This window comes from Mesorhizobium sp. M0140, from assembly GCF_040322475.1.
Lineage (GTDB): Bacteria > Pseudomonadota > Alphaproteobacteria > Rhizobiales > Rhizobiaceae > Mesorhizobium.
Genome location: NZ_JAMYTM010000017.1, coordinates 40,166 through 62,828, shown reverse-complemented (window position 1 = coordinate 62,828; position 22,663 = coordinate 40,166). Strand labels below are relative to the sequence as shown.

Genomic DNA, 22,663 nt, shown 5'->3' with positions numbered 1-22,663 from the left:
TGTTCAGTGATGTTGAGGAAGTGAGCGGATTACAAATCCGCGCTCACGCAATGCTGGAATCAGCCGGGACAGCGCCGTGACCGTCTGGTCGCGCAGACCGGCGTGAGCGCCCCGGCCCAACTCGCCGGGAGGGCATCCGTCGTGCAAGAGTACGATTGCGCCCGGCCGGACAGAGGCGAGCACTTTATCGATAATCGCGTCGACCCCAGGGCGAGACCAATCTCGAGGGTCGACGGACCAATGGAGGGCCGCCAGCCCGGCGATCTGTGACGCTGTGAAGACTTCTTCGCTCCAGGCGCCGTAGGGCGCGCGAACATAGCGCACCGAGGCCTGCGGGCACGCTCTCATGATGGCGTCGTTCGCTTCAAAGACCTCACGTTGCACTTCGCCGAAACCGCATTGGTACAGATCCGGATGAGACATCGTGTGGTTGCCTACCTCGTGCCCTTCTGCGATCATCCGTTGGATTAGATCTGGGTGCTCTAAGGCGTAGGCGCCGATGACGAAGAAAGTCGCCGGCACCCGCTGCTCTGCCAGCACATCGAGAATCTCCGGTGTGAAAAGTCGATTGGGACCGTCGTCAAACGTCAGATAAACGCTGCGACGGCCGGTGCCGTCAGAGCACTCACGGCGCACTTCGTACAAGCAATCGGGACGGCTCATAGCTCTGGTCCGTTCCGATCTATCATCGTGCCCGTGGGCCATTCGCTGATCGGCCGTCCAACCGGCAGAACAATGGTGAGTGCGTCATCGATGCGTGTGGGCGGCAGGTCGAGGCGGGCCTCTGGTCGGGTCGAGCGCACGCGGATTCCCGACAAAACGGCCAAAGGCCTGTATCGCCGCCCGAACCTCTCAACATGATTCCGCAGCGCGTCCCGGACCGTTCCGAAAGCGAATGGAACGCCAAGCTCCTGCAGTATTGGAAGCATGACATGGATTGAATGGGCGATTCCGAGACCCTCAAGGTCCGGGCGTACCCCGTACAGGCCCAGCTCAGCCACCAACAGGTCGACCGCGTCAACCTTGATGAAACGGCGCAGTATGCCCATGTGAGCCGCTACACCACTTGAATCATAGGCGATCACGCGGAGTTCAGGCCTGGCTCCGGCCCAGCTTCGACTACCTTCGAACGGTTCTGCGTTGGACGCCCCAGTCGGCCCGTACGTATCACGAAAGAACTCGGCGAGCTCAACGTGATCGGAGAGCTGCAATTCGTTTTCCCAGCACAACTTCCACTGCACCTGGTGGCGCATTCAGGACCTCTCTTCATATTAGTTTTTTGCGGCCGCATTACCCGACCAAAGCGGCGCTGTTGGCTGCATTCAGCCGTTGTCGTTGGCGAAGGTGAGCCAGACGCTCTCTCGAAGTTCCGGCCCGTGTCGTCGATTTGAGCTTGACGTCGCTCATTAACGTTCCTCTAATGCATGGCTCGTAAATTCGTAAAATTGATTGTTTGAATGATACGCATCCACACGTTGGATAGAACATGACATGCGTTTCAAGGGACTCGATCTAAATCTCCTCGTTGTGCTGGACGCTCTGATGAGGGAGCGTAAAGTCACTGCCGCGGCTCGCAGTATCAACCTGAGCCAGCCGGCCATGAGCGCCGCCGTCGGTCGGTTACGCGCCTATTTCAACGATGAGCTATTTACGATGAACGGCCGCGAGCTCCTTTTGACACCGCGCGCCGACGGGCTCGCCCCAGCAGTCCGGGAGGCATTGCTGCACATCCAGCTGTCGATTATTTCCTCCGACGCTTTCAACCCGGCCCAATCGGATCGTCTCTTCCGAATGATGCTTTCCGATTACATCACGCTCGTATTTTTTAAGAAGATCGTAGAGCGTGCTGCGCGGGAAGCTCCCGCCGTTCGCTTTGAATGTCTGCCTATTTGCGACGACCCCGAGGAGCTTCTCCGGCGCGGCGACCTTGATTTTCTGATTATGCCGGAAGTGTTCATGTCGAAACATCCTCGCGCAGCCCTGTTCGAAGATATGCTCGTATGCGTAGGCTGCGGCACGAACAAGCAGCTGTCAGAGCCACTTACATTCGAGCGATACATGTCCATGGGGCATGTCGTGCTCAAATTCAGGCACACCCGGCAGCCCACCATGGAGGAATGGTATTTGCTCGAGCACGGTTTCGAGAGACGTGTCGAGGTCGTCGTACAGGGCTTTAGCCTGATCGCGCCCTTCCTGTCAGGCACCAACCGCATCGGGACCATGCCGTTGCGGCTGGCGCAGCATTTCGCAAAAACAACACCCCTCCGGATTGTCCAACTTCCGCCGCCACTTCCTGCCGCATTCATGGAGGCCGTCCAATGGCCTGAGCTTCACAATACTGATCCGGCAAGCATGTGGATGCGGGAAATGTTGTTGCAGGAGGCATCTTGCCTGGCGCCTTTGCCTGAAATCATTGAGCGTGTCGGGCACGCCGATCCGACCTTGCGGTTGTTGGTACCGACTGCCACCGCGATTTCGCGTGCGAAGTCCCGGAAGATGTTAAGCCCCACTTAAACACCGGGCCTTTGACCAGCAGAGCGGCGCAGTTGCTTGTCAAGTACGAGGGCCAGGAACGAGCAGAACACACGCCCGGGGTTGCTACTGAATGACTGCCGCCTCCGATTTTGCTTGCGGAGTCCCAGAAGATGCTCAGCCCCACTTAAATGCCAACGTCGCAGGCCTTGCCGCGGCTTTTCACGCGCGGCCAGGCGAGGAGATGGCGCCGATCCAATCTGTGCCAGCCTCGCTCGGCTACTGGCGTTGACGACAGTGCCCTGCACCGAGAAAGTCGGGCACTTGGCAATGAAGCCGGTGGAGCTTGACGCTGCGGACCCAGGCAATTGACCCCGCGCTTCTGCCTGAACGCGTGGCCGATCCGTTCATCTAATCGGCGCTTCATCCTGCCCGGCTGAGGCCCGTGGGTGCGGCCACCCCGCGGGATGGGATCATCATTCAACTCCCCGACTTACGACAGAGTCCATGAGTTTCATATATTTTCCGGCAGATGGATGTCGAACGGGAGAAATGTCTGTCCGGGCGTTTCAGCGGTGCCGGTCTCGATAGCCCGCGTCATCAGCGTTATCAGCTCCCGGCAAAGTCGGCGCATTGGCGTGGCGACCGCCATCGTGACGATATTATCTGCGAGCGCCGCCCGAGACTCCGGTGTGATTTCATTCACGATCGCGACGAGATCGCGACTTTTGCCCTCTTCTCGGAGCGCGGAGATGGCGCCCTCCATGCCGCCGCCGGCGACATAGAAGCCGACGAGCTCGGGCTCTCGCTGCATGAGATCAAGCGTTGCCTCGTAGGTGATCTGCCGTTTCTCGAGGTTCATGACAGGATCCAGCACCTCGAACGTGGGCGCGTTCTCACGGCAATAGGAGCGAAAGCCGACGTCACGGAGCTCGTGCCCCTGGAAACGATGGCTGCCGACAAAAACCGCCACTTTGCCGGGCCGTTTTGCGACCTTCGACACCATCCAAGCGGCCGTGCGCCCCACCTTGCGGTTGTTAAGGCCGATATACCCCTGTCGTACGCCGGCGGCGAAGTCGGAAAGCAGCGAGAAAACCGGAATGCCTTTGGCCTTGAGGTCCTCAACCGCTGCTGTAATTTTCGGGTGGTCCGGTGCCACCATCGCGATCGCATGGCAGCGTGCGCCCAAATCCTTGAGCCGCGCGATCAGGTCGCTCGGCATATGTGACGGGGCGAATTCGACGAGCGGAATGCCGTGGAAGGACTGGGCCAAATTGACCGATGCTTCGACCTCGCGCGCAAAATCTTGGTAGAAATGCTGGGCCGGTTTTCTCAAGATGAAGCCCAGACGGTAGTGCGGTAGGTCTCGCCGCAAGCGCTGCTTGATTAGCCCGGCAGCATGATAGCCGATCGCGTGGGCGGCGTCGTGGACCCGCCGCGCGGTCTCCTCGCGCACCGGATGGCGGGCGTTCAGAACCCGATCGATCGTTGCTACGCTGACTCGGGCTTCGCGGGCGAGATCGGCAATTGTGGGGCGCTTGGTCATATGTCCTATTCTGATCTTTTTGACGCCGGCCGGCTCTCTGTCGCCTAACGGGTTTCGGTTTCGGGTGGCAAAGTGAAAACGTCCCATACGAATGGCCAACAGCGTGTTGGACGAACATCATTCCAGACGTAAACCGGCCGGGTATACTGAAAGGCTCATTCGCTTAAAGGGCGGTGACGGTTTGCACTCACACATTTAGCGCTTCGGCTACATGGTCCGTGAGCTGCGGGTCGGTCGTTCAGTTCATGTGACCAGCTAGGCGACTTAACAGGTCGTGGGCCGCCCACCTTACTTGGAGGAGGGTAGCCGGTTTGATGCCTCGGCAAGCTGATGACCGCAGAAGGCGGCTTTCATCTGTGCTCGGTCCAATTCTCCTTCCCAGCGGGCGACGACGAGGGATGCCACTGCGTTGCCGACGCAATTCGTCAGCGCCCGGCATTCGGACATGAAGCGGTCGATGCCGAGTATCAGTGCCATCCCAGCAACGGGAACACTCGGAACTACGGCGAGCGTAGCCGCCAGGGTGATGAAGCCCGCGCCTGTGACACCTGCAGCGCCCTTGGAGGAAAGCATTGCTACGAGCAGCAGCAGCACCTGATCGCCGATGGACAGATCCGTGTTCGTCGCCTGCGCGATGAAGAGGGCCGCCAGCGTCATGTAGATATTCGTGCCGTCCAGATTGAATGAGTATCCGGCCGGGATGACGAGACCCACAACCGAACGCCTGGCGCCCGCCTTCTCCATTTTCTGCATCAGCGAAGGGAGCGCCGCCTCCGAGGAGGACGTTGCGAGGACAAGCAGCAGCTCTTCCTTGATGTAGCGAATGAGAGAACAGATCGAGAAGCCGTTGTAGCGACAGACCGCGCCGAGAACCCCGAACACGAAGAGGAAGGCGGTGAAATAGAACGTCGCGACCAGCATCGCGAGGTTGACCACCGAACCGATGCCATATCTGCCGATGGTGAAGGCCATTGCGCCAAAAGCGCCGATCGGCGCGGCCTTCATCAGAATTCCAACGAGCTTGAAGACAGGCGCGATGAGCGCCTGAAGGAAGCAAACGACAGGCTTGCCCGGCTCGCCGGCCATCGCAAGCGCCATGCCGAACAGAACCGAGAAGAACAGCACCTGCAGGATGTCGCCTTCCGCGAAGGCACCGACGATCGTTGGCGGGATGATGTTCATCAGGAAGCCGGTGACCGACTGCTCGCTGGCTTTTGCGGCATAGGTATTCACGGCCTGGACATCGAGCGAGGCCGGATCAATGTTGAGGCCGGCGCCAGGCTGGACGACATTGGCGACGATGAGGCCGACGATCAGCGCGAGTGTCGAGAAGGTGAGGAAATAGACCATTGCTTTACCGGCGACCCGGCCGACCTTATGAAGATCGTTCATGCCGGCAATGCCGGTGGCAATTGTCAGGAAGATGACAGGCGCGATGATCATCTTGACCAGCTTGATGAAGGCATCACCCAGCGGCTTCAGGCTCTCGCCGGTCTCCGGATAAAAATAGCCAATTGCGACGCCGAGCGCGATGGCGGCAAGCACCTGGGCGTAGAGCTTGGTGTAGAAGGGTTTGCGGGGCGCGGGACTCGCGCCGCGGACTTGTGCAGCTGACACTGGTTCTCTCTCCCTGACCGGATCGAGGTGGCGTGACTTCTCCCGGGCTTCTCCCTATCGCGGCGCTCCGGTCGAACGCTGCACCAACGCCGCCGCAATACCCATGCCAGATGAATCCGCATGACCTGAACTGACGTGGGCTCGCCAATGATGGAGGGATGCGGTGTCAGACCAGCGGGATAGGCCGCGGTCCGGCACGCCCTTGATGTCTCTGGCAGAGTGCTGCCGGTCGATCCCTCTGGCTAGCGGTTTGCTGCACAGAGCGTGGTGGGTTCCTCGTTTTAGCCGGCTTTGGACCGGGCCGCATCGCTGGCGCCAGCGCGTACCAGATAGGTCGCCTGTTCATAAGCCCGTCCAGATGACAGGCTAACTTACCCCTGTTCGGAAGCGCTGTGAGAGGCGAGTTCCTCTCGCCGGAACGCCTGCGCCACATGACGAAATCCGTTGGTCTAGAGGAGGCCGAGAGCTTCGCTTTCCCTGACTAGCCGTGGCACCCATGATGGAATGAATGCGCTGGCACAAGGCGGGAACGACGAGGGTCCAGCACGACCCGTTGATGTTCACTGACAGAGTGCTGCCGGTCGATCCCTCTGGCTCGCGGTTCATCGGTGGCACCAGAGCCGAGAATGGCTGTGCTCTTTGCAGCGCTCCCGCTGCATGAAAGCCACGTCGAGACGTAGAGATTGACGCCGTTGGCGCTGACCACGACGATGCGATCTGGAAATTGCGAGCACCGCCTACCAAGCCGTACTCGACGCCAGCTTCGCGCCTTCACACGCGACACCGCCGCCGCATGATCAACTCGAGCAAAATGGCGGTTGCCGCAAACGACCAGTGCCGTTGGCGGTTATTATCACTTCCGCCCCTCCTTCGCGGGCGCTGGTGAATGGCACGGCCCGGCTTTTACACTCGGCGAGGTCAGCCGCTCGGGCACCGCATCGCCGGCGCAAGTATTTCCGTCGTTCAACGGCAAAAACAGAATTGATGAATTCTATCATATGCCGCGAGGTTTCCTTTCACGAATGAAAGAAAGCTCGATTGACTATCCCGCCTCGCTCCAGTCTGTTGAAAACAACGTGTGGTTGCCTTGGTGCAAGCCGAGACCATGGCCAAGCTTCGTGGAGGGGAGAGCCAAGCGATGCATCAGGGTTCGATCCGCTCTGCACTCGACCAAACGGCGGCGGCACGAGTTCACGTCGGAGTATTTTCGCGCTTGCTCGCGACGTCGCGCGCGCACATGCCGTCGGCCTACGTTTGATGGCGCGAGATCGAGGATCACATGCACCACAACATTTGCAAATCAGAACAAAATGCCAGCGAGTGCGGCATATCGCTGCCGGATGCGATAAGAGGTTGTCCAACGTCCGAGACGAATCCTGCGAATGGGGTATTGCACGAGCGCGCCCTCACCGGAATCTTCGAAATATCGAAAATACTCACCGGTCCCGCCCGGCTCGAACTCACGTTGGCCAAGGTCGTTGATCTCCTGCACTCATTAGTGCAGATGCGGCACGGCATCATCACTCTCTGCGATGCCGAGGCCGGACTGGACATCACCGTGGCCAGCGACTGCGACACGAACAGCAATGAGCCCTCCCGGTCGCGCGTGCCGCGCAACGCCATCGATCAGATCGTGACGACGGACACGCCGCTCATCGCCGAGGACATAGCGATGCATCCGGCCTTCACTGCCGCTGACATCGAGGTGCTTGGGGCCTCCGACACCGTGTCCTTCATCGGCGTTCCCATTCGTGTTGATGGGAACGCCGTAGGCGCGCTGACTATGGACAGGGCTTTGGAAAGCAGGTCAAGCTATCGGCTCGATTACGATGTCCGACTGCTCACCATGATTGCCAACATGGTGGGACAGACAGTCAAGTTGCACCGCTTCTGCGCGGGGGACCGCGAGCGACCGCCGGAGTTGGAAGATCGGGTGCAAACGAAATTTTCAGATGTTAAGCACCCTGCACCCCGGCGCAAAAAAGTTCATGTCGAGGGGATGATTGGTGACAGTCCGGCGATAAGCGCGCTGCTGGAGAAGATCGCTGTCGTAGCCAAGGCAAAAACCACGGTTCTGTTGCGAGGCGAGTCCGGTACCGGGAAGGAGCTGGCTGCCAAGGCAATTCACGAGTTGTCGCCGCGCGCCAAGCGGCCCTTCGTTAAACTCAATTGTGCAGCGCTCCCAGAGACAGTCCTGGAATCCGAATTGTTCGGTCATGAGAAGGGTGCCTTCACAAGCGCATTCAATTCCCGCAAGGGGCGCTTTGAGCTCGCTGACAAGGGGACGTTGTTTCTGGATGAGATTGGCGAGATCTCGGCCTCGTTCCAGGCAAAGCTACTGCGCGTGCTGCAGGAGCAGGAGTTTGAGCGCGTCGGCAGCAATCAGACCATCAAGGTCGATGTTCGCGTGATTGCCGCCACGAACAGGAACCTGGAAGAGGCGGTTGCAAGGAATGAGTTCCGCGCCGACCTATACTACCGCATCAACGTGGTTCCCTTGCTGGTACCAGCATTGCGCCAGAGGCGCAGCGATATTCCGCTGCTCGCAGCTGAGTTTCTCAAGAAGTTCAACGACGAGAACGGCTGTACGCTTACCTTCGATCCGTGTGCGATTGAAGTGCTGATGAAATGTGAGTTTCCCGGCAACATTCGCGAGCTTGAAAATTGCGTGCACCGGACAGCGATCCTGGCCGAGGGACTATCAATCGGGAGAAACGACTTTGCCTGCTCCCAAGGCCAATGCTTTGCCGAGGCGCTGTGGAAGTGCAGATCGGGCAAGGCCGCGCTGCAACCAGCGCCGATCCTGCCGGAGTCAGTGAATCCGGCCACGCCGCCGGATGCGGCAGCCTGTTCGGCCGCGACCACAGTCCCGCGTGCCGGCGCAACATATCCAATTGGCGCGAGGACCCCCGACATAGAGCGCGTCATTGCTGCCATGGAAAGATGTGGCTGGGTGCAGGCAAAGGCAGCGCGCCTCCTTGGACTGACCCCGCGCCAGATTGGCTACGTGCTGAGGAAATACGGCGTCGAGATCAAGCGTATCTGAAACCGAGGAGATGAGCTGAGCTGCTAGCGCCTTGCGGCAGCGATGCAGGTCCGCTTCCACTCGGATTCATCGAGGACAGCCTGGCCGAATTCCCGTGTCTGCGTTGCGACCATCGTGCGAGAGGCAACGCTTCCATCGTCAATCCTGTCCGCCATGTTGCTCTCGTTGCGAGCTCATACGGATGCCCCTGGTGAATGAAACGGAGTTAAAATATGTCCGATGCAAAACTGCAAACTGTGCTTTCGGCTCTTCCGCCAGTGACGCGACAGTTAGATGCTCTGCCGTCCAACGGACCAGCGCCGGACGGAAATTTTGTCAAGCTGAATACGAATGAGAACCCGTTTCCGTTGCCGCCAATCATAATGCAAAGTGCTGTAGCGGCCCTCAAGTGCCAGTATCTATATCCGGATGACGATAACATCAGCTTGAGGGAAGCGGCGTCCAGCACCTATGGCGTTTCCAAGGATCAGGTCATCGCAGGCAACGGGTCGTCTGAACTGCTCGGACTCATCTACAGAGCTTTCCTCGCGCCTGGCGACAAGGTTGCGATGATGTCGCCAGGGTTTTCGTTCAACCGCAAACTTGCCATGATTCAGGGCGCCGAGTTTCTCGAAATCGGATGTCAAGCTCATTCCCTGCCAATGGAGCAATTGCTTTCCGGTCCGGCAAAAGACGCCAAGTTCATTATGTTGGCCAATCCAAACAATCCGACCGGAACATTCCTCCCGATAAGCGATATCGAACGCCTCGTAGCACAATCGGACCGCTTGGTTGTCCTTGATGAAGCCTACGTCGACTTTGCACCCGATCATGGCCTGCGCCTCATCAACCGGTATCCGAACGTTCTGATCTTGAGGTCATTCTCGAAAAGCTATGCCGCCGCCGGCATTCGCGTCGGTTTCGGTTTCGGTCACCCTGAAATTATTGGCAGGCTGCGAAACATCCAGAACGTCTTCAACATGAACGTCATCGGGCATGCCGTTGGTATCAGCGTGCTTGCGCATCGCGGCGCCTACGCAGAGAACCACAAGCACATCAAGGATGAACGAGAGCGAGTGACAGTCGCGCTGTCGCAACTCGGATTTTCCGTAACGCCCTCCCGCGCAAATTTCTTGCTGGCCCGTGTGCCCGCGGGACAGGACGGCTCATGGTGGCAAACAGCATTGGCCAGGCAAAAGATACTTGTCGCGTTTTTTCCGGACAAAGGCTTGGAACACTGCATCCGCGTCAGCATCGGCACAAAAGAGCAGATGGATGCATTTCTTGCTGCCGCTGGCGACATTGCTGGAAGCTTAACGGTGCCAAGCTCCAAGGGCAGGGAAGCGTCAGGCTCTGCTTCTTCGTTACGCTGACGTAATCGGCGATCACACACATCTCTTCCGACTTGCTTGGTCATCCCAGCAAGAGAACAGCCTGCTTTTAAAATCGGGGACTTATCGAGTGACAAACGTCTTTCCTTCAAACCTAGCGTTCGGCATCTTCGATCATCTGGACGAGGATGGCCGCGACATCGGTCGGCAATACGAAGATCGCCTGATATTAGCAGAGGCGTGCGATCAGCTAGGGTTCTACGCCTATCATCTCGCAGAACACCACTGTACTCCCCATGGGAGAGGTCCATCGCCGAATCTGTTCTTATCGAGCGTCGCCCAGCGCACCCGGCGCTTGCGTCTCGGACCCTTGGTGATGCTGCTTGCGCTTTATCATCCGCTGCGTGCGTTCGAAGAGATCTGTATGCTGGACCAGTTGAGCGGTGGCAGGCTCGAACTGGGCATAGGGCGCGGTGCTCTCCCGATCGAATTGGGCTACTTCGGGATTGGTGCGGACGCGGTGCCGGGCCGTTATGCCGAAGCCAGCGAAATCCTCATGGAAATACTTGTTAATCCGATGAAGGTCGGCACGCTATGCTATCAAGGCCACCATTTTGATCTCAATGACGTTCCTTTGACGCTAAGACCTCATCAGCGTCCACATCCGCCGACATGGGTCGCTGCCAATCGACCCGAGTCCGCAGCTTGGGCGGCTGCGAATGGAACAAATATCGCGTGTGTAGGACCTTCCTCTTCTGTTCGCAAAACGACTGATGCGTTCCGCGCCTATCGAGAGGACAACGCTGGCGCGGGGGATCAGGCGCAATTTATCGGATTGCTCCGCATGGTCGTGGTTGGGCGTTGTGACACACATGCCTATTCGCTCGCGGCACCTGCTTACGAACGCTGGCTCAAGAGCTTCCAATTCCTTTACGAGCTTAACGCTATCCCCACTCCACCAAACCTGCCGCTGACCTTCGATGCGGCAGTCGAGAGTGAATTGTGCGTGGTAGGATCAGCAGAATCTGTGCGAAAAGCTCTGTTAGGTCAGTTGGAAGAGGCAGGTGCCAACTACCTGCTTTGTCAACTGGCATTTGGAAATCTGCCGCTAGATGCTTCCCTGTACACTGCGACGACCATTCAATCCGAAATCATGGCTCGATTTGGCTGACCATGAAATTCGCGGTCTGAGGTTGAATCGTTGTACAGCGCTCCCTCACATCCACGTGCTCTAGCGTGCACGTGGTGGACGGGCAATCGGGAGGGAGGCCAAACTGACGACGAGCCGGCGGCACAGAATACCAGGTTTGTGCGTTGGCTGGCGTCTGGGCCATCTTGTGAACCTGCATGATCCTAAGGAGATGATGGCCGAGCGCGTCACGATGCAGGCACGCGTCTGCTCGTCGCGCTCGCGCTACCCGTTGCCCATAGCCCGCCGCAGAGGTTCTTCTCGCCCGGGGCGGCGTCGGTGCGGCGCCTCCAGCTTCATCAGCGGCCCGGCGGTAGCAAAGCCGCCACTCGCTACGGCGCTGTTGAGGGCGCGCTCGCGAGCGGCTTTGCTACGCCCCAGCCACCACCGGGAGCGAGCTCGCCCGATGATGGGTGCACCGCGGTCGGGATACGATGCTGGAGGAAATCGTTCGCAGCCGGTCTTCACGACTGCGAGGAGTGGTTGTCCTTGAATGCTGCCTGCTGGCCGTCTGCGGTGCCTGAGTGGTCCGCCGACACGCCCGAAAGTCAACGCCACTACCACAAGGCCGCCAAAAAGTCAGGTCTGGGAGCCCGCTTGCACGGTGGTCTCGTGTTCGGGGATGTCGTCGAAGGAGGCGTAGTTGAGATAGTAGAGTTTGGAATACAGGCCGCCCATGGCTATTAGCTCATCGTGGTTGCCAGTCGCAACAACTTGGCCATTCTGAAGCACGATGATGCGGTCGGCCCCCCGGATCGTGGCGAGACGGTGCGCGATGACGAGGCCAGTCCGCCCTTCAAGCAGCTTGATCAGAGCCTTCTGAATCTGCAATTCCGTGTAGCTGTCGATGTTGGCGGTAGCTTCGTCGAGCACGAGGATCTTGGCGTCAGCGACGAGGGCGCGGGCGAAACTGATAAGCTGGCGCTGGCCGAGAGATAAGTTGTCGCCGCGTTCGCCAAGTTGGGTCTCATACCCGTCGGCGAGGCTCATGACGAAGTCATGCGCGCCGACCGCCTTCGCCGCCTCGATCACCTTGTCGCGCGTGGCTTCCGTCTTCTGGTATCGAATGTTCTCGAAGACCGTCCCGGTGAACAGGAATGGCTCCTGCAGCACCATGGCGACCTGGCGGCCGAGCGATTCTTGGGTGAGGTCGCGCACATCATGCCCGCCGACCAGCACCTGACCCTGCTGAACATCATAGAAGCGGTGGACCAGGGCCATCGCACTCGATTTGCCAGAACCGCTCGGTCCGACCAGTGCGACCGTCTCGCCGGGGTTGACCCTGAAGGAGACATTTTTCAGAACCGAACGGTTCGGATCGTAGCCGAATGTGACGTCCCTAAACTCGACCGAGCCGTCCATTTCGGGCGAAAGTACCTCCGCATTGGGTTTGTCCTGAACATCGATCTTGACATCGAGCACATCGGTCAGGCGCTTGCCTGAGGCCATTGCGCGCTGCATGATCGAATATTGCAGGGTGAGTGAGCGGATCGGGTCAAAGAAGCGCTGGATGTAAAACAGGTAGGCTACCAACACGCCCACATCTATACGGCTATTCACGACCATCGAGCCGCCGACCACAATAACGGCGGCCAAGGCGAGGCCCGTGAGGCCATCGACGATAGGCACCATGACCAGTGCATATCTGGCAGCGATCAGTTGGGTCCTGAGGTTGGCATGGGCCCGGTCGTCGAAAAGAATGAAATTCACCTGCTGGCGATCCATCGACTGTATGGTCCGCACGCCGTGAATGGCTTCGGCCAGCGCGCCATTGACGACGGAATTGGTTTCGTGTGCAGCCATGAAGGCGTCGCGGGCACGCGGCAGCCAGACAATGCGGACGATCACCAGGATCGGCAGAACCGACAGCGTCAGGAGGCCGAGGCGAAAGTCGAGCCACAGCATTACGAAAACGATGCCGAAGAGAAGTGCAACATCGCCTAGGGAATATACCGAGGTTTCCAGGAACTCCTGTATGGAGTTAACGTCGCCTTGCAGGCGCGACATCAGGCGTCCGACCTCAGTCTTGTCCATGAAAGAGAGCGAAACCTTTTGCAGATGGCCAAACATGGCGCGGCGGATGTCGAACAGGACAGTTTCGGCAATTTTCCCATCCAAGGTTTCCTGCATGTAACCGGCGGCGAAATTGACCAAAATCGCCGAAAGGAACGCGCCGACGGCCGCAAGCTGGGCTGAGCGATCGCTCGCTACCGGGTTCATGCCCTGGTCGATCGCGTAGCGGATGATCAAGGGGATGAGAAGCTGCGTCCCGGTGAAGATCAACATCGCGACAATCGTGACAAATACCTTTGCCCGATAGGGATGGACGAAGCCCCAGATCCGGCGGAGGATGCTCTTGTCGAAAGCCCGGCCGAACATCTCCTCCTCGATCCGGTGCGAGCCGACGACCGCGCGCGGAGGGCGTCTGCCGTCGTCACGTTCGGCTTCGAGTTCGCCGGGGCCCTGGTCCATCAGCGGGCGCCCCCATACTGGGTCATATGCTATCACCTGGGCGCGTCTGGAGATCGTAAAGGGCCCTGTAGCGTCCCCGCTTCGCCAGAAGCTCTTCATGCGTGCCGCGTTCTACGATTTCGCCGTTATCGACAAAAAGGATCTGATCGGCATGCAGAAGCGCACTCAGCCGGTGCGCGATGATGATCGTCACCCGATCCTTGGCGAAGCGCCGCGTCGCCGCGCGAATGCGCTGCTCGGTGCCGGCATCGATCGCGGCCATCGAGTCGTCGAAAACGACGACAGAGGGGCGCAGCATCATGGTGCGAGCAATCGTGAGACGCTGGCGCTGGCCGCCAGAGAGAGAGACGCCGCGTTCGCCCACGACCGTCTCATACCCTGCTGGGAGCCCGAGGATGTAGTTGTGGAGCTGGGCGAATTCGCCAGCGCGTTCAATTCGCTGTCTCTTCGCCCAGGGGTCGCCATAAGCGATGTTGTTCTCAATCGTGGTGGTGAACAGGAACGCATCCTGCTGTACAACGGCAACCGCCTTGCGAAGGCTCTCGAGGGTGACATTGCGTATGTCCTGGCCGTCCAACGTGATGGCGCCACCGGTCACGTCGTAAAAGCGGGGGATCAGATGAGCCATCGTCGATTTGCCGGAACCCTGCGGACCGACGATCGCGATCGTCTCGCCTCTCCGGGCCTCAAAGCTGAGGTTCTTCAGAATGGCGCGGTTTTCGACATTGGGGTACGCAAATGAGACATTGTGGAAGCGCAGAGTGCCGTCGCTTATCTCAAGCGGTCTGGCCTCGAGAGCATCCCTGATCGTGATCTCCTGATCGAGGAGACCGAAAAGCCGCGAACCGCAGCTGGAAGCGCGGGCAAAGGCATTGACCATGAGGCCGATCTGGCGGACTGGCATTTGCAGGATGGTCATGAAGGTCAGGAAGGTCGCCATCGTTCCGACGCTGATCTCGCCAGCGATGAGCTTGTTGCCACCGATCCAAAGCACCAATCCCATTGCGAAAAAGAAGGACAAGGTCATCGCCGACGTGCTGGGTACGTAGATGTCAACGAGATCGTTGGCGAGGCCGAGCGCGGTCTTGGAAGCGCGGTCGAACTTCAGCATCTCATAGGATTGAGCCGCAAAAGCGCGGACCACGCGGATGCCTGCGAGATTTTCCTTCATCACGCGGCTTAGTACCGAAAGGCGCTCATAGAGGTCGAGCCAGGTGGCGCGCAGCCTAAGCTGTGTGGTCGATGAGCGCCAGGCGACAAAAGGCACGAAGCTCAGCGCGACCAGGCCGAGCATGAGATCGATCGAGATCATCATGTAAGCGCCGATCCCGATCAGCATGGTGAGCAGGACCACGCGAACGAGCGCGGTGGAAAAATACATCCGCACGCCTTGGAGATCGAGCATTCCGATGGTGATCAGATCGCCTGAATGGACCCGATCGTGAAAGGAAAAGCTGAGACGCTGGATCTTGTCGTAGTAGGCGAGCCGCAGTTCGTACGCGACATGATGCCCGACGGCTTCGGCAAAATAGTTCTGCGCCATCGTGAAAAGGCCGCGTAGCGCGCTGACGGCGAGCAGCAGGAGAGCCGGGGTCCAGAGCGCTTGTCCTGCCGCGCTCCCGGCGACACCGCCCCCGATGGCTGTCTGGGCCTGGTCGACAGCCCGGCCGAGAAGCTGGGGAATGAGCAACTGGAGGATTGCCGCCATGATCGTCGAGCCCATAGCGAAGGCGACCTGCCAGGGATGCCGAAAATTCATACGCGTTATGCGCAACAGCGTACTCAAATCCCGGCCCCAGCGCGCCGCTTCAACATGGGTCAACGAATTCAGAGCGTCCGTTGCGCTGCCGACAGCATCACTGTTCACGGGTGTATTCCCGACTGCATTTTGCGCCTTCGAGGAAAGCCGAAGGACGCATCATCAAAGGCGACCGCCATTTTAATCCTGTCCACAACCTGCAGCCTTGCCCGTTCCCAGAAGCCGAGCCGCCGCTTGACTAAGTGGCATGTCGATCACCGTGATTCCGCTTGCCGCAAGGAAACGCGCTTCGTTTCTGGTCAGGGTTTCCGCGTCCATTACGGTGCAATAGGGACCGCGGGAGCGCTTCATGATCTGTCTGGCGTAGGTGCGCAGCATTTGATCGTTGAAGCGGCAGCCAACGAAGAAAAATCCACGGGTGATGCGCCGTTCCTTCACCACGTCAGGGATAGGTGTCTGGATATCAATTTCGGTCAGGACTTCGACATAGTCGGAATCTGCGACGAGAAAGTTTTGCGAGGGCCTACTACTCCCGTGAGGTGCATAGAGGACCGTCTTTGCCCCCGATCGGGCGTCGAGCTCCCTCCCGGACAAATCGTAGGTTTTTGTCCAAATGTTGCCGATTTCGTTCGCCCGCGTGACGCCTTGTATCTCAACGACGTCCGTTCGGCCGGTCTCCACGAGAGCCGTGCGCATCGCGCTGTCATACCAGCTGTCGATGATGAGGGAGAGCGGCAGCCTTGCGAGCCAGGCGTGGAGGAGGGTTGGCCTCACCGGCGCTGCGAATATCTCGGTCATCCAAGCTTGAAGCGTCCGGCGATGCCGGCGCTGTTCGATGAACTGCGCAACCGACCACATATTGGTGCGGATCCTGGAAGGGGCGGGCGCACGTGCATTGAGTGCCGCGGCAACGACCTCCGGAGTATGCGGCACAGGCGGTTCCGCACAGTTGAACCCAAGAAGACCCGGACCGAGATAGGGGATCACCTCATCGGCGGCGAGCGCTGCCTTCGCCAGGTCAAGCAGCTTATCGGCAAAACTGTCCCGCACTATGACAAGGTGGCCCGATGTCAGGATCGTATTCATGCTCGTTTCCTCGCGACGCACTTAGCGGCAGCATCAGTCCTCTTCGGAAACCTTCCTTGCCTCGACAGTGATCGGCAGACGCGTATCCCGTGGGAGATCGGGTAAGACGAGCCGCCACCCGTTCCGGAGCGTGATAGTTCCGCCCCACAACTCTTCCTTCTCAAGCTTGATGATCGGCTCTTCGAGGTCTTTTTTGGGGACATACGCCGACAAGCCAGCATCGGTCCTGCGGATCATGACTTTCATCTGGCCGTCCCTTCATTGGAATTGCTTTCAGCACTGCAGGACTCGGCTTTCTCGAGGCTCATCAGTTCACGCGCTCGCATGCCGACGACGGTGCCACGGTCGATCCACTCGACCGCATAGATGAAGAACTGCTGGAGAAAGGTGCCGATGTCGCGCACATATCCCTCGTCGCCCTTGCGCACGAGATTTTCGCCGATCTCCCTGCCAGGATAGGTGCCGTCATTCTTTATGTGGCGAGTGGCACGTACCCGCTCTCCCGGCATGAATCGTGGAGGCCTGCGGATTTCGATCTCCTCTTCGCGTCCGAGCGACATGTCCGTTCCCTGATTTCTCTTGCGGCTGCAGGTTGTGAACAAGGCGTTGCAGGCGTCCTGCGTAGGCAGCCCCGCCCATGTCGGCAGCCCATGTGGTCACGCAGGAACGCAGGTCTTCGGCACCGGACATACCGAGGCACATTGCTGCGCATCGAAGACCCCCTCGCATTCGGTGCACTTCTGTGACTCGATCACGTAGCTCTCGCCTTTGAACTTGATCGCGCCGGAAGGACATTCGAATTCGCAGGCGCCGCATTGGGTGCATTGGGATGCGATGATCTTGAAAGCCATTTTAACTCCTGGTCCGAATGGATGAGACAGCTCAGGCCGTCGCCGCGAGTGCGGGGGCCCCTGACGCGGCGGTGTAAATCGCGCTGATTGCCGTCTCGATATAGGCATGGGCACAAGCGTCGGTGGCTCTGATTCCAGCGTCCGCGAGCTGATCCTGCGGGCAAGTTCCAATCCTGGCGCACAGCACGATATCTATGCCTTGAAGGGCTGCGACGATGCCACCGAGGGCGGCTTCCTTGCCCAAGCCGCCGAGGCAATACTTCTCCACCTTGCGATGCCCGACAAAGCTGATCCCTCTCGGCGAGGCTTCGTAAACCTGGAATTCCTTCGCATGGCCGAAATGTTCGTTGACGCGGCCGCCGCCCTTGGTCGCCACCGCGAAGAGGACGGCTTTGCCGGGCCTCGCTGCCTTGACCAATCCGATCGCTTCACTTCTGGCCGCCACGTGATCACGGCGCTCCTGCGCGACCAGCTCCCGATAGGCGTTACGCTTGCTGGCATCGTAGGTGACCTCGCCGGGAATCCGGTCGGCCCTGAATTCCTGGCCACGATCCTCGCCAAGCATGCCGACGGCATCTGCCCGGCACTGCCGGCAGTGGCGCATCAACTGGGCGCCGCCTTCGAGACGATCCTGAAGAGCCTTCAGCTCCATTGCGTTTGGGCCGCGCTGCCCACTCAGTCCGTAGTGCGTGCCGTGCGCCGGGTCCGAAATCAGCGGCATGAGGTTGTGCAGGAACGCGCCTCGCTCCTTGACCCATCTATTCACCTCGATCAGATGCTCATCGTTCACGCCAGGAATCATCACCGAATTGATTTTGGTGAGGATGCCGCGCGCGGTCAGCATCTCCAGGCCCAACATCTGCCGCTCGTGCAGCATCCGGGCGGCTTCGAGGCCGACGTAGCGGCGATGGTCGTAAAAGATCCAAGGATAGATCTTTGTACCGACCTCAGGGTCGACCATGTTGATGGTGATCGTCACGTGATCGACATTCATGTCGGCAAGCTCATCGACATGGTCCGGTAGCGCGAGCCCATTCGTGGAGATGCAAAACTTGATGTCTGGGATTTCCCTGGCGACCCTGGCGAAGGTCGCCTTCGTCTTCTTCCAGTCGTAACAGGCATCGCCCGGTCCGGCGATGCCGAGCACGGAAAGCTGCGGCACCTCGCTGGCGACCGCGATCACCTTGCGTAGCGCCTGGTCAGGCGTCAGCTTTTCAGAGGCCACCCCAGGCCGGCTTTCGTTGGCGCAGTCATATTTGCGATTGCAGTAGTTGCACTGGATGTTGCAGCCCGGCGCGACCGCGACGTGCATGCGCGCGAAATAGTGATGCGCCTCTTCTGAAAAGCAGGGGTGATCCTTGATCTTCTCCCAGACAGCCGGATCCGTGTCGTCGGGCTTTGTCGACGAGCCGCAGGATGACGCGCAGCCACCGGGTTTCATGGTGCCAAGCAACTGGTCACCGAATGTCGTGCTGAGGCTCTCAAGCGAAATTGCCGGTGCAGACATGAACGGCTCCGTTGCTGCGTGATGTCGCAGTTCAAAGCGCAAGAGCTATGCCAGCTCAAAGAGCTGTTTCGGTTCACGAATAGGCTTGTCGTGTCAGATTCCTTCGGATTGCTCCGACACACCTTTGTCGGGCTTACGACAGTGGACACGCAAATAGGGTCGCGAGGCTACCAGCCTTGGGCGCGCAAAGTGTGAACGAGACCACTCCGGGTTGCTTACGGTTGACGTCATCACGACGTCTAGAATTTCTTCACCACGATACCATGCCGGCGCAGGGCGTAGCCGACTTGCCGCGGCGTGAGCCCGAGGATACGAGCCGCGCTGGCCTGAACCCAACCGGCCTTGTCCATCGCGTCGATCACCCGGTCGCGTTCCGCCAGACGCGGGGGACAAGTGGGATCGTTCGGATCGCCTGCCGTAAAGGGAGATATCTTGCCTGCGGAGGCACCGATGCAACTGGCCGGCAGCCGCAATCCGACCGGCGCTGCGTTGACCCGTGCGAGATCGTCGATGGCATTGCCGCCATTCGAGCGGTCGGCTCGCTTCCAGAGGAGCCAGGAAAGGCACTGGCCCTTCTTACAGGCGAAATCGGATGGAGTGATCGTCCTTGAGCGCGCAAGTGTGGCCGTCCTTTTGACGCAGTTCTCCAGCTCGCGGACGTTACCAGGGAAGTAACATTGCGAGATCAGGTCAAGCGCCGGCGCCGCGAAGGCCAGTGCGCGATCGTTCTCCTTGTTGAACCGGTTGAGGAAGGCGTTCGCAAGGCGTGGAATATCGCCGGGTCGCTCTCTGAGCGGCGGCAGGATAATTGGCACGACATTGATGCGGTAATAAAGGTCGGCCCTGAACTCCCCTTTTATGACGGCCGTCTCAAGGTCCTTGTTGGTGGCGCATATGAGGCGCACGTCGACCTGTAGCGTTTTGGTGCCGCCGACTCGCTCCAACTCGCCTTCCTGCAAGACACGCAACAGCTTGGCTTGAAAGGCCGGCGAAATCTCGCCGATTTCATCAAGTAGCAGCGTTCCCTCATTTGCCAATTCAAAACGACCGGCGCGCTGGGAGATATCACCCGTGAAAGCGCCCTTTTCATGCCCAAACAGTTCTGACTCCAGAACGCTTTCAGACAGTGCGGCGCAGTTCAATTTGACGAAAGACTTCTTCCTCCGACGTGAGAGCTTATGGATGGCCTGCGCAAAGAATTCCTTGCCGGTGCCGCTTTCACCCCGAAGAAGCACGGTGGAATTGGTCCCTGCTACGACCGAGACGGTTTCGAGCACCTGCTTGAGTGCGGGGCTTTCCCCGATGATCCCGTCGATTTTGGCATCCGCATGCCGGGCAGGGTCGTAGGTCCTCCCCTCGTTGGGCGATTTCTCCGGTCCCGATTGCTCATGGCCACACCGCTGACGATCTGTACTCAGGGCGCGATGGAGGCGGATGGTCCGGCCGACAAGGTTGGCGACCATCGTCAGGAAATAAATGTCCTCGTCGTCGCGAAAGTCGGTGGCGCCGTCTCCGGCGCGGTCGATCGACAATGTCCCAAGGATATCATGATCAGCCTTTAGCGGGATACCGATAAAGGCAATTGGGATGGTTCCGATGCTCGAAGACGTTTGAAGGTCAGCCTGAAATAGTTGGGACTTGCGCACGTCCGGTATGAAGAGCGGCGTCCCCGTAGCGACGATTTGATCTGTTACGGCCTGTGGTATGACGCGGCGAGTGCCTGATTGACGTACGTGGGTATTGCCGGCAGTCGCGGCAATCTCCAGCTCTCCTTCAGCGTCCAGGACGACGATTGCTCCGTGACGCATCTGCAGAAATGAAGGCAGGACGTTCACGACATTGGCGAGCGTAATCTCCAGCTCGCTGGGGGCGGTCAGCACCTTCGATATCTCGTAGAGTCCTCTGAGCGCGATATCTGATTGGGGCATGCTTTTGATGGGCGGTTCAGGGCGGGTCTCCCGAGGTCCAACCTCGTCGACCCGATCTTGCGGTCCGTGGGTCATGGAAACACCTCAGGGGTTGTCGTCCAGAGTGCTCCTCCTTTTTTATCTGAATTCTGAAAGCACAGTATTCACGAGCTTCTCTTCGTCAAAGCGACGATCGAAGCAAAGAAAATAGACTTGGCGTTGGGCGAGACCTAAACTGGATCAAGATCAACCCTCTTAATACGTGCGTGCGTCGGTCATCCGAATTTGAAGAGGACTCCGAAACCGCCGCGTGGATAGTTCCACTCGATCTCGCCACTGGTCTCACACAAAATCCGGCAGGTGCCGCACTCCATGCAGCCGTCAGCAGTGATCTCCACTTGACCTTTGTCGTTCAACTCATAACATTTCGCCGGGCAGACGTGGGTAAGCGCGAGCAAGTTCGCGCTTGGCCTCTCGTGCGGCCGCACTTTGATATGCGGGCGGCCGGAATCCACCAAGTAGCGGTTCTGGTAAAGCTTGTCCTCGACACGTGACTTTGTCACTGCGATCGTCATTTCGTCTCCCTTCAGCGCCACGCCAATGCAAGGCGGACCGCGTCGCTGACCAGCCCCCAACGCGAGCGCGCCTTGATGAAGGCCGCCGTGGTCGCCTTTTCCTTCTCGATCTTCGGCGTGCCGTCGACACGCATGAAGTTCTGCGCGGCTTGCGACATCAACCGCGGATAAGTTGTGAAGTAATTGCAGGAATTGGTGTGGAGCAAGGCCGGCATATCTTTGTATTTCTTTAGGTCCTTGACCACGAAGGACTTGTCCAGCATGGCTTTGTAAAGGGCGAGATTCCGTTTGTTCATCGGACCGTTGCGGCTCTTGACCTCGACAATTGCCTCAGCCGCGATGCGGCCGGAGGTCATGGCGAGGTTCGAACCTTCGCGGTGAATGGCGTTGTTCAGTTGCGCGGCATCGCCGACCACGACCCAACCATCGCCAAAGAGCTGCGGAATAGCCTTGTAGCCGCCTTCGGGAATGAGGTGTGCGGAATATTCTTTCACTTCCGAGCCGGCGATCAGCGGCCGGATCGAAGGATGGCTCTTTAAGGCATCAAGGAGAACGTAGGGGCTCTCGACCATCGCGGCAAAATCGGAGACGAGGCAGCCAATGCCCAGTGAGATCGACTCCTTGTTGGTGTAGAGGAAGCCGAGCCCGGCCATGCTGCGGGAGGTCGTGCCCACCGCCTCGATCACGCAGCCTTCATCGCCCTTGACGCCGAACCGCTGCTCAATGACCTCTTCGGGCAGGAAATGCATTTCCTTAACGGCGAGCGCCACGGTTTGCGGCTTCGGCATCTCGCGCAGGCCGGCTCGAGTGCCTAGCAGTCCGCAGACACCTTCTGCGAGAACGACCACGTCCGCGTAGATGGCTCCGCCCGCCCGGTCTGTGCGCACGCCGATCACCCTGTCCTTGGCATCACGGATGAGTTCCGTCACGGTCGTCTCGCACAGAAGCGTCGCGCCGGCCTCGCGCACCTTACGCGAAAACCATTTATCGAACTGGGCACGGATGATCGTGTATCGGTTGGGCTTCGCCTCATTGAAGTCGTCCGACCGATAGTGAATCCCGGTATGGGATGTGTCGTCCATCACCCAAAGCCGCTGTTCAACCAAATGCCGCTCGAGAGGCGCATCATCCCGGAAATCCGGGATGATCTTCTCCAGCATGTCCGCGTACATGATGGCACCCTGGACATTCTTGGAGCCCGGATATTCACCCCGCTCCAACTGCAGCACCTTCAGGCCATGGCTGGCCATGGTGTAAGCAGCTGCGTTTCCGGACATGCCTGCCCCAACAACAATGGCGTCGAAGTTTTCCTCGATCATGTCCATC

18 protein-coding genes are annotated in these 22,663 nt (G+C 59.0%); 4 read left to right on the top strand and 14 right to left on the bottom strand.

All coding sequences use genetic code 11. The annotated features are described in order from the left end of the window. Nucleotides 1–3 precede the first annotated feature (3 nt). Together nodB and NKJ37_RS18260 are read right to left on the bottom strand one after the other, a co-directional pair. Nucleotides 4–663, bottom strand: a complete 660-nt coding sequence (nodB, locus tag NKJ37_RS18265) for a chitooligosaccharide deacetylase NodB (protein WP_023766912.1) — start codon at nt 661–663, stop codon at nt 4–6. Next, entirely contained in the window at nt 660–1,253 is a 594-nt protein-coding gene (locus NKJ37_RS18260; RefSeq protein ID WP_023736281.1) for a NodA family N-acyltransferase, read from the bottom strand. Before NKJ37_RS18260 ends, nodB begins: the two co-directional genes overlap by 4 nt. Nucleotides 1,254–1,491: 238 nt before the next feature. Here NKJ37_RS18260 and NKJ37_RS18255 point away from each other — a divergent pair, with 238 nt between their 5' ends. Beyond that, entirely contained in the window at nt 1,492–2,514 is a 1,023-nt protein-coding gene (locus NKJ37_RS18255) for a LysR family transcriptional regulator (RefSeq protein WP_352720455.1), read from the top strand. A gap of 472 nt (nt 2,515–2,986) precedes the next feature. On the opposite strand, the gene NKJ37_RS18250 is transcribed toward NKJ37_RS18255, so the two are convergent. Further along, nucleotides 2,987–4,018 carry a LacI family DNA-binding transcriptional regulator gene (locus NKJ37_RS18250; RefSeq protein WP_023736284.1) on the bottom strand — a complete coding sequence of 344 codons (1,032 nt, stop codon included), beginning with the start codon at nt 4,016–4,018 and terminating at the stop codon, nt 2,987–2,989. 288 nt (nt 4,019–4,306) lie between these two features. After that, nucleotides 4,307–5,635 (bottom strand): dicarboxylate/amino acid:cation symporter, encoded by a 1,329-nt coding sequence (locus NKJ37_RS18245; RefSeq protein ID WP_032923201.1) that lies wholly within the window; start codon nt 5,633–5,635, stop codon nt 4,307–4,309. A 1,279-nt stretch (nt 5,636–6,914) separates the two neighbouring features. Here NKJ37_RS18245 and nifA (NKJ37_RS18240) point away from each other — a divergent pair. From nifA (NKJ37_RS18240) to NKJ37_RS18230, 3 genes are all read left to right on the top strand, one after another. Then, nucleotides 6,915–8,681, top strand: coding sequence for a nif-specific transcriptional activator NifA (nifA, locus tag NKJ37_RS18240; RefSeq protein ID WP_352774567.1), 1,767 nt, complete (start codon nt 6,915–6,917; stop codon nt 8,679–8,681). A 212-nt stretch (nt 8,682–8,893) separates the two neighbouring features. Then, the gene (gene hisC, locus NKJ37_RS18235) at nt 8,894–10,033 is read left to right on the top strand and encodes a histidinol-phosphate transaminase (protein WP_352774565.1); all 1,140 of its coding nucleotides are present in this window, start codon (nt 8,894–8,896) and stop codon (nt 10,031–10,033) included. An 88-nt stretch (nt 10,034–10,121) separates the two neighbouring features. Continuing rightward, nucleotides 10,122–11,162, top strand: a complete 1,041-nt coding sequence (locus NKJ37_RS18230; protein WP_352774564.1) for an LLM class flavin-dependent oxidoreductase — start codon at nt 10,122–10,124, stop codon at nt 11,160–11,162. Nucleotides 11,163–11,759: 597 nt separating this feature from the next. Here the strand turns inward: NKJ37_RS18230 and NKJ37_RS18225 are convergent. The 10 genes from NKJ37_RS18225 to NKJ37_RS18180 form a co-directional block, all read right to left on the bottom strand. Further along, nucleotides 11,760–13,652, bottom strand: coding sequence for an ABC transporter ATP-binding protein (locus NKJ37_RS18225; protein ID WP_352657244.1), 1,893 nt, complete (start codon nt 13,650–13,652; stop codon nt 11,760–11,762). A gap of 22 nt (nt 13,653–13,674) precedes the next feature. Beyond that, nucleotides 13,675–15,519, bottom strand: coding sequence for an ABC transporter ATP-binding protein (locus tag NKJ37_RS18220; protein ID WP_352581812.1), 1,845 nt, complete (start codon nt 15,517–15,519; stop codon nt 13,675–13,677). Nucleotides 15,520–15,591: 72 nt separating this feature from the next. Further along, a complete protein-coding gene (locus NKJ37_RS18215) occupies nt 15,592–16,497 on the bottom strand; it encodes an SIR2 family NAD-dependent protein deacylase (RefSeq protein WP_031213722.1) in 906 nt (301 codons plus the stop codon). 33 nt (nt 16,498–16,530) lie between these two features. Continuing rightward, on the bottom strand, nt 16,531–16,743 hold the full coding sequence (gene nifT / locus NKJ37_RS18210) for a putative nitrogen fixation protein NifT (protein WP_023813715.1): 213 nt from the start codon (nt 16,741–16,743) through the stop codon (nt 16,531–16,533). Then, the gene (locus NKJ37_RS18205; protein WP_023736294.1) at nt 16,740–17,057 is read right to left on the bottom strand and encodes a nitrogen fixation protein NifZ; all 318 of its coding nucleotides are present in this window, start codon (nt 17,055–17,057) and stop codon (nt 16,740–16,742) included. Before NKJ37_RS18205 ends, nifT begins: the two co-directional genes overlap by 4 nt. A gap of 96 nt (nt 17,058–17,153) precedes the next feature. Then, nucleotides 17,154–17,348: a 4Fe-4S dicluster domain-containing protein gene (locus tag NKJ37_RS18200; RefSeq protein WP_023672218.1), complete on the bottom strand. Its 195-nt coding sequence runs from the start codon at nt 17,346–17,348 to the stop codon at nt 17,154–17,156. A 31-nt stretch (nt 17,349–17,379) separates the two neighbouring features. After that, on the bottom strand, nt 17,380–18,855 hold the full coding sequence (gene nifB / locus NKJ37_RS18195) for a nitrogenase cofactor biosynthesis protein NifB (protein ID WP_352774562.1): 1,476 nt from the start codon (nt 18,853–18,855) through the stop codon (nt 17,380–17,382). A gap of 239 nt (nt 18,856–19,094) precedes the next feature. Next, the gene (nifA, locus tag NKJ37_RS18190) at nt 19,095–20,858 is read right to left on the bottom strand and encodes a nif-specific transcriptional activator NifA (protein ID WP_502902002.1); all 1,764 of its coding nucleotides are present in this window, start codon (nt 20,856–20,858) and stop codon (nt 19,095–19,097) included. Nucleotides 20,859–21,037: 179 nt separating this feature from the next. Then, the gene (locus NKJ37_RS18185; protein WP_023678245.1) at nt 21,038–21,337 is read right to left on the bottom strand and encodes a ferredoxin family protein; all 300 of its coding nucleotides are present in this window, start codon (nt 21,335–21,337) and stop codon (nt 21,038–21,040) included. Nucleotides 21,338–21,348: 11 nt separating this feature from the next. Continuing rightward, nucleotides 21,349–22,656: an FAD-binding protein gene (locus NKJ37_RS18180; RefSeq protein ID WP_352752773.1), complete on the bottom strand. Its 1,308-nt coding sequence runs from the start codon at nt 22,654–22,656 to the stop codon at nt 21,349–21,351. Nucleotides 22,657–22,663 lie beyond the last annotated feature (7 nt).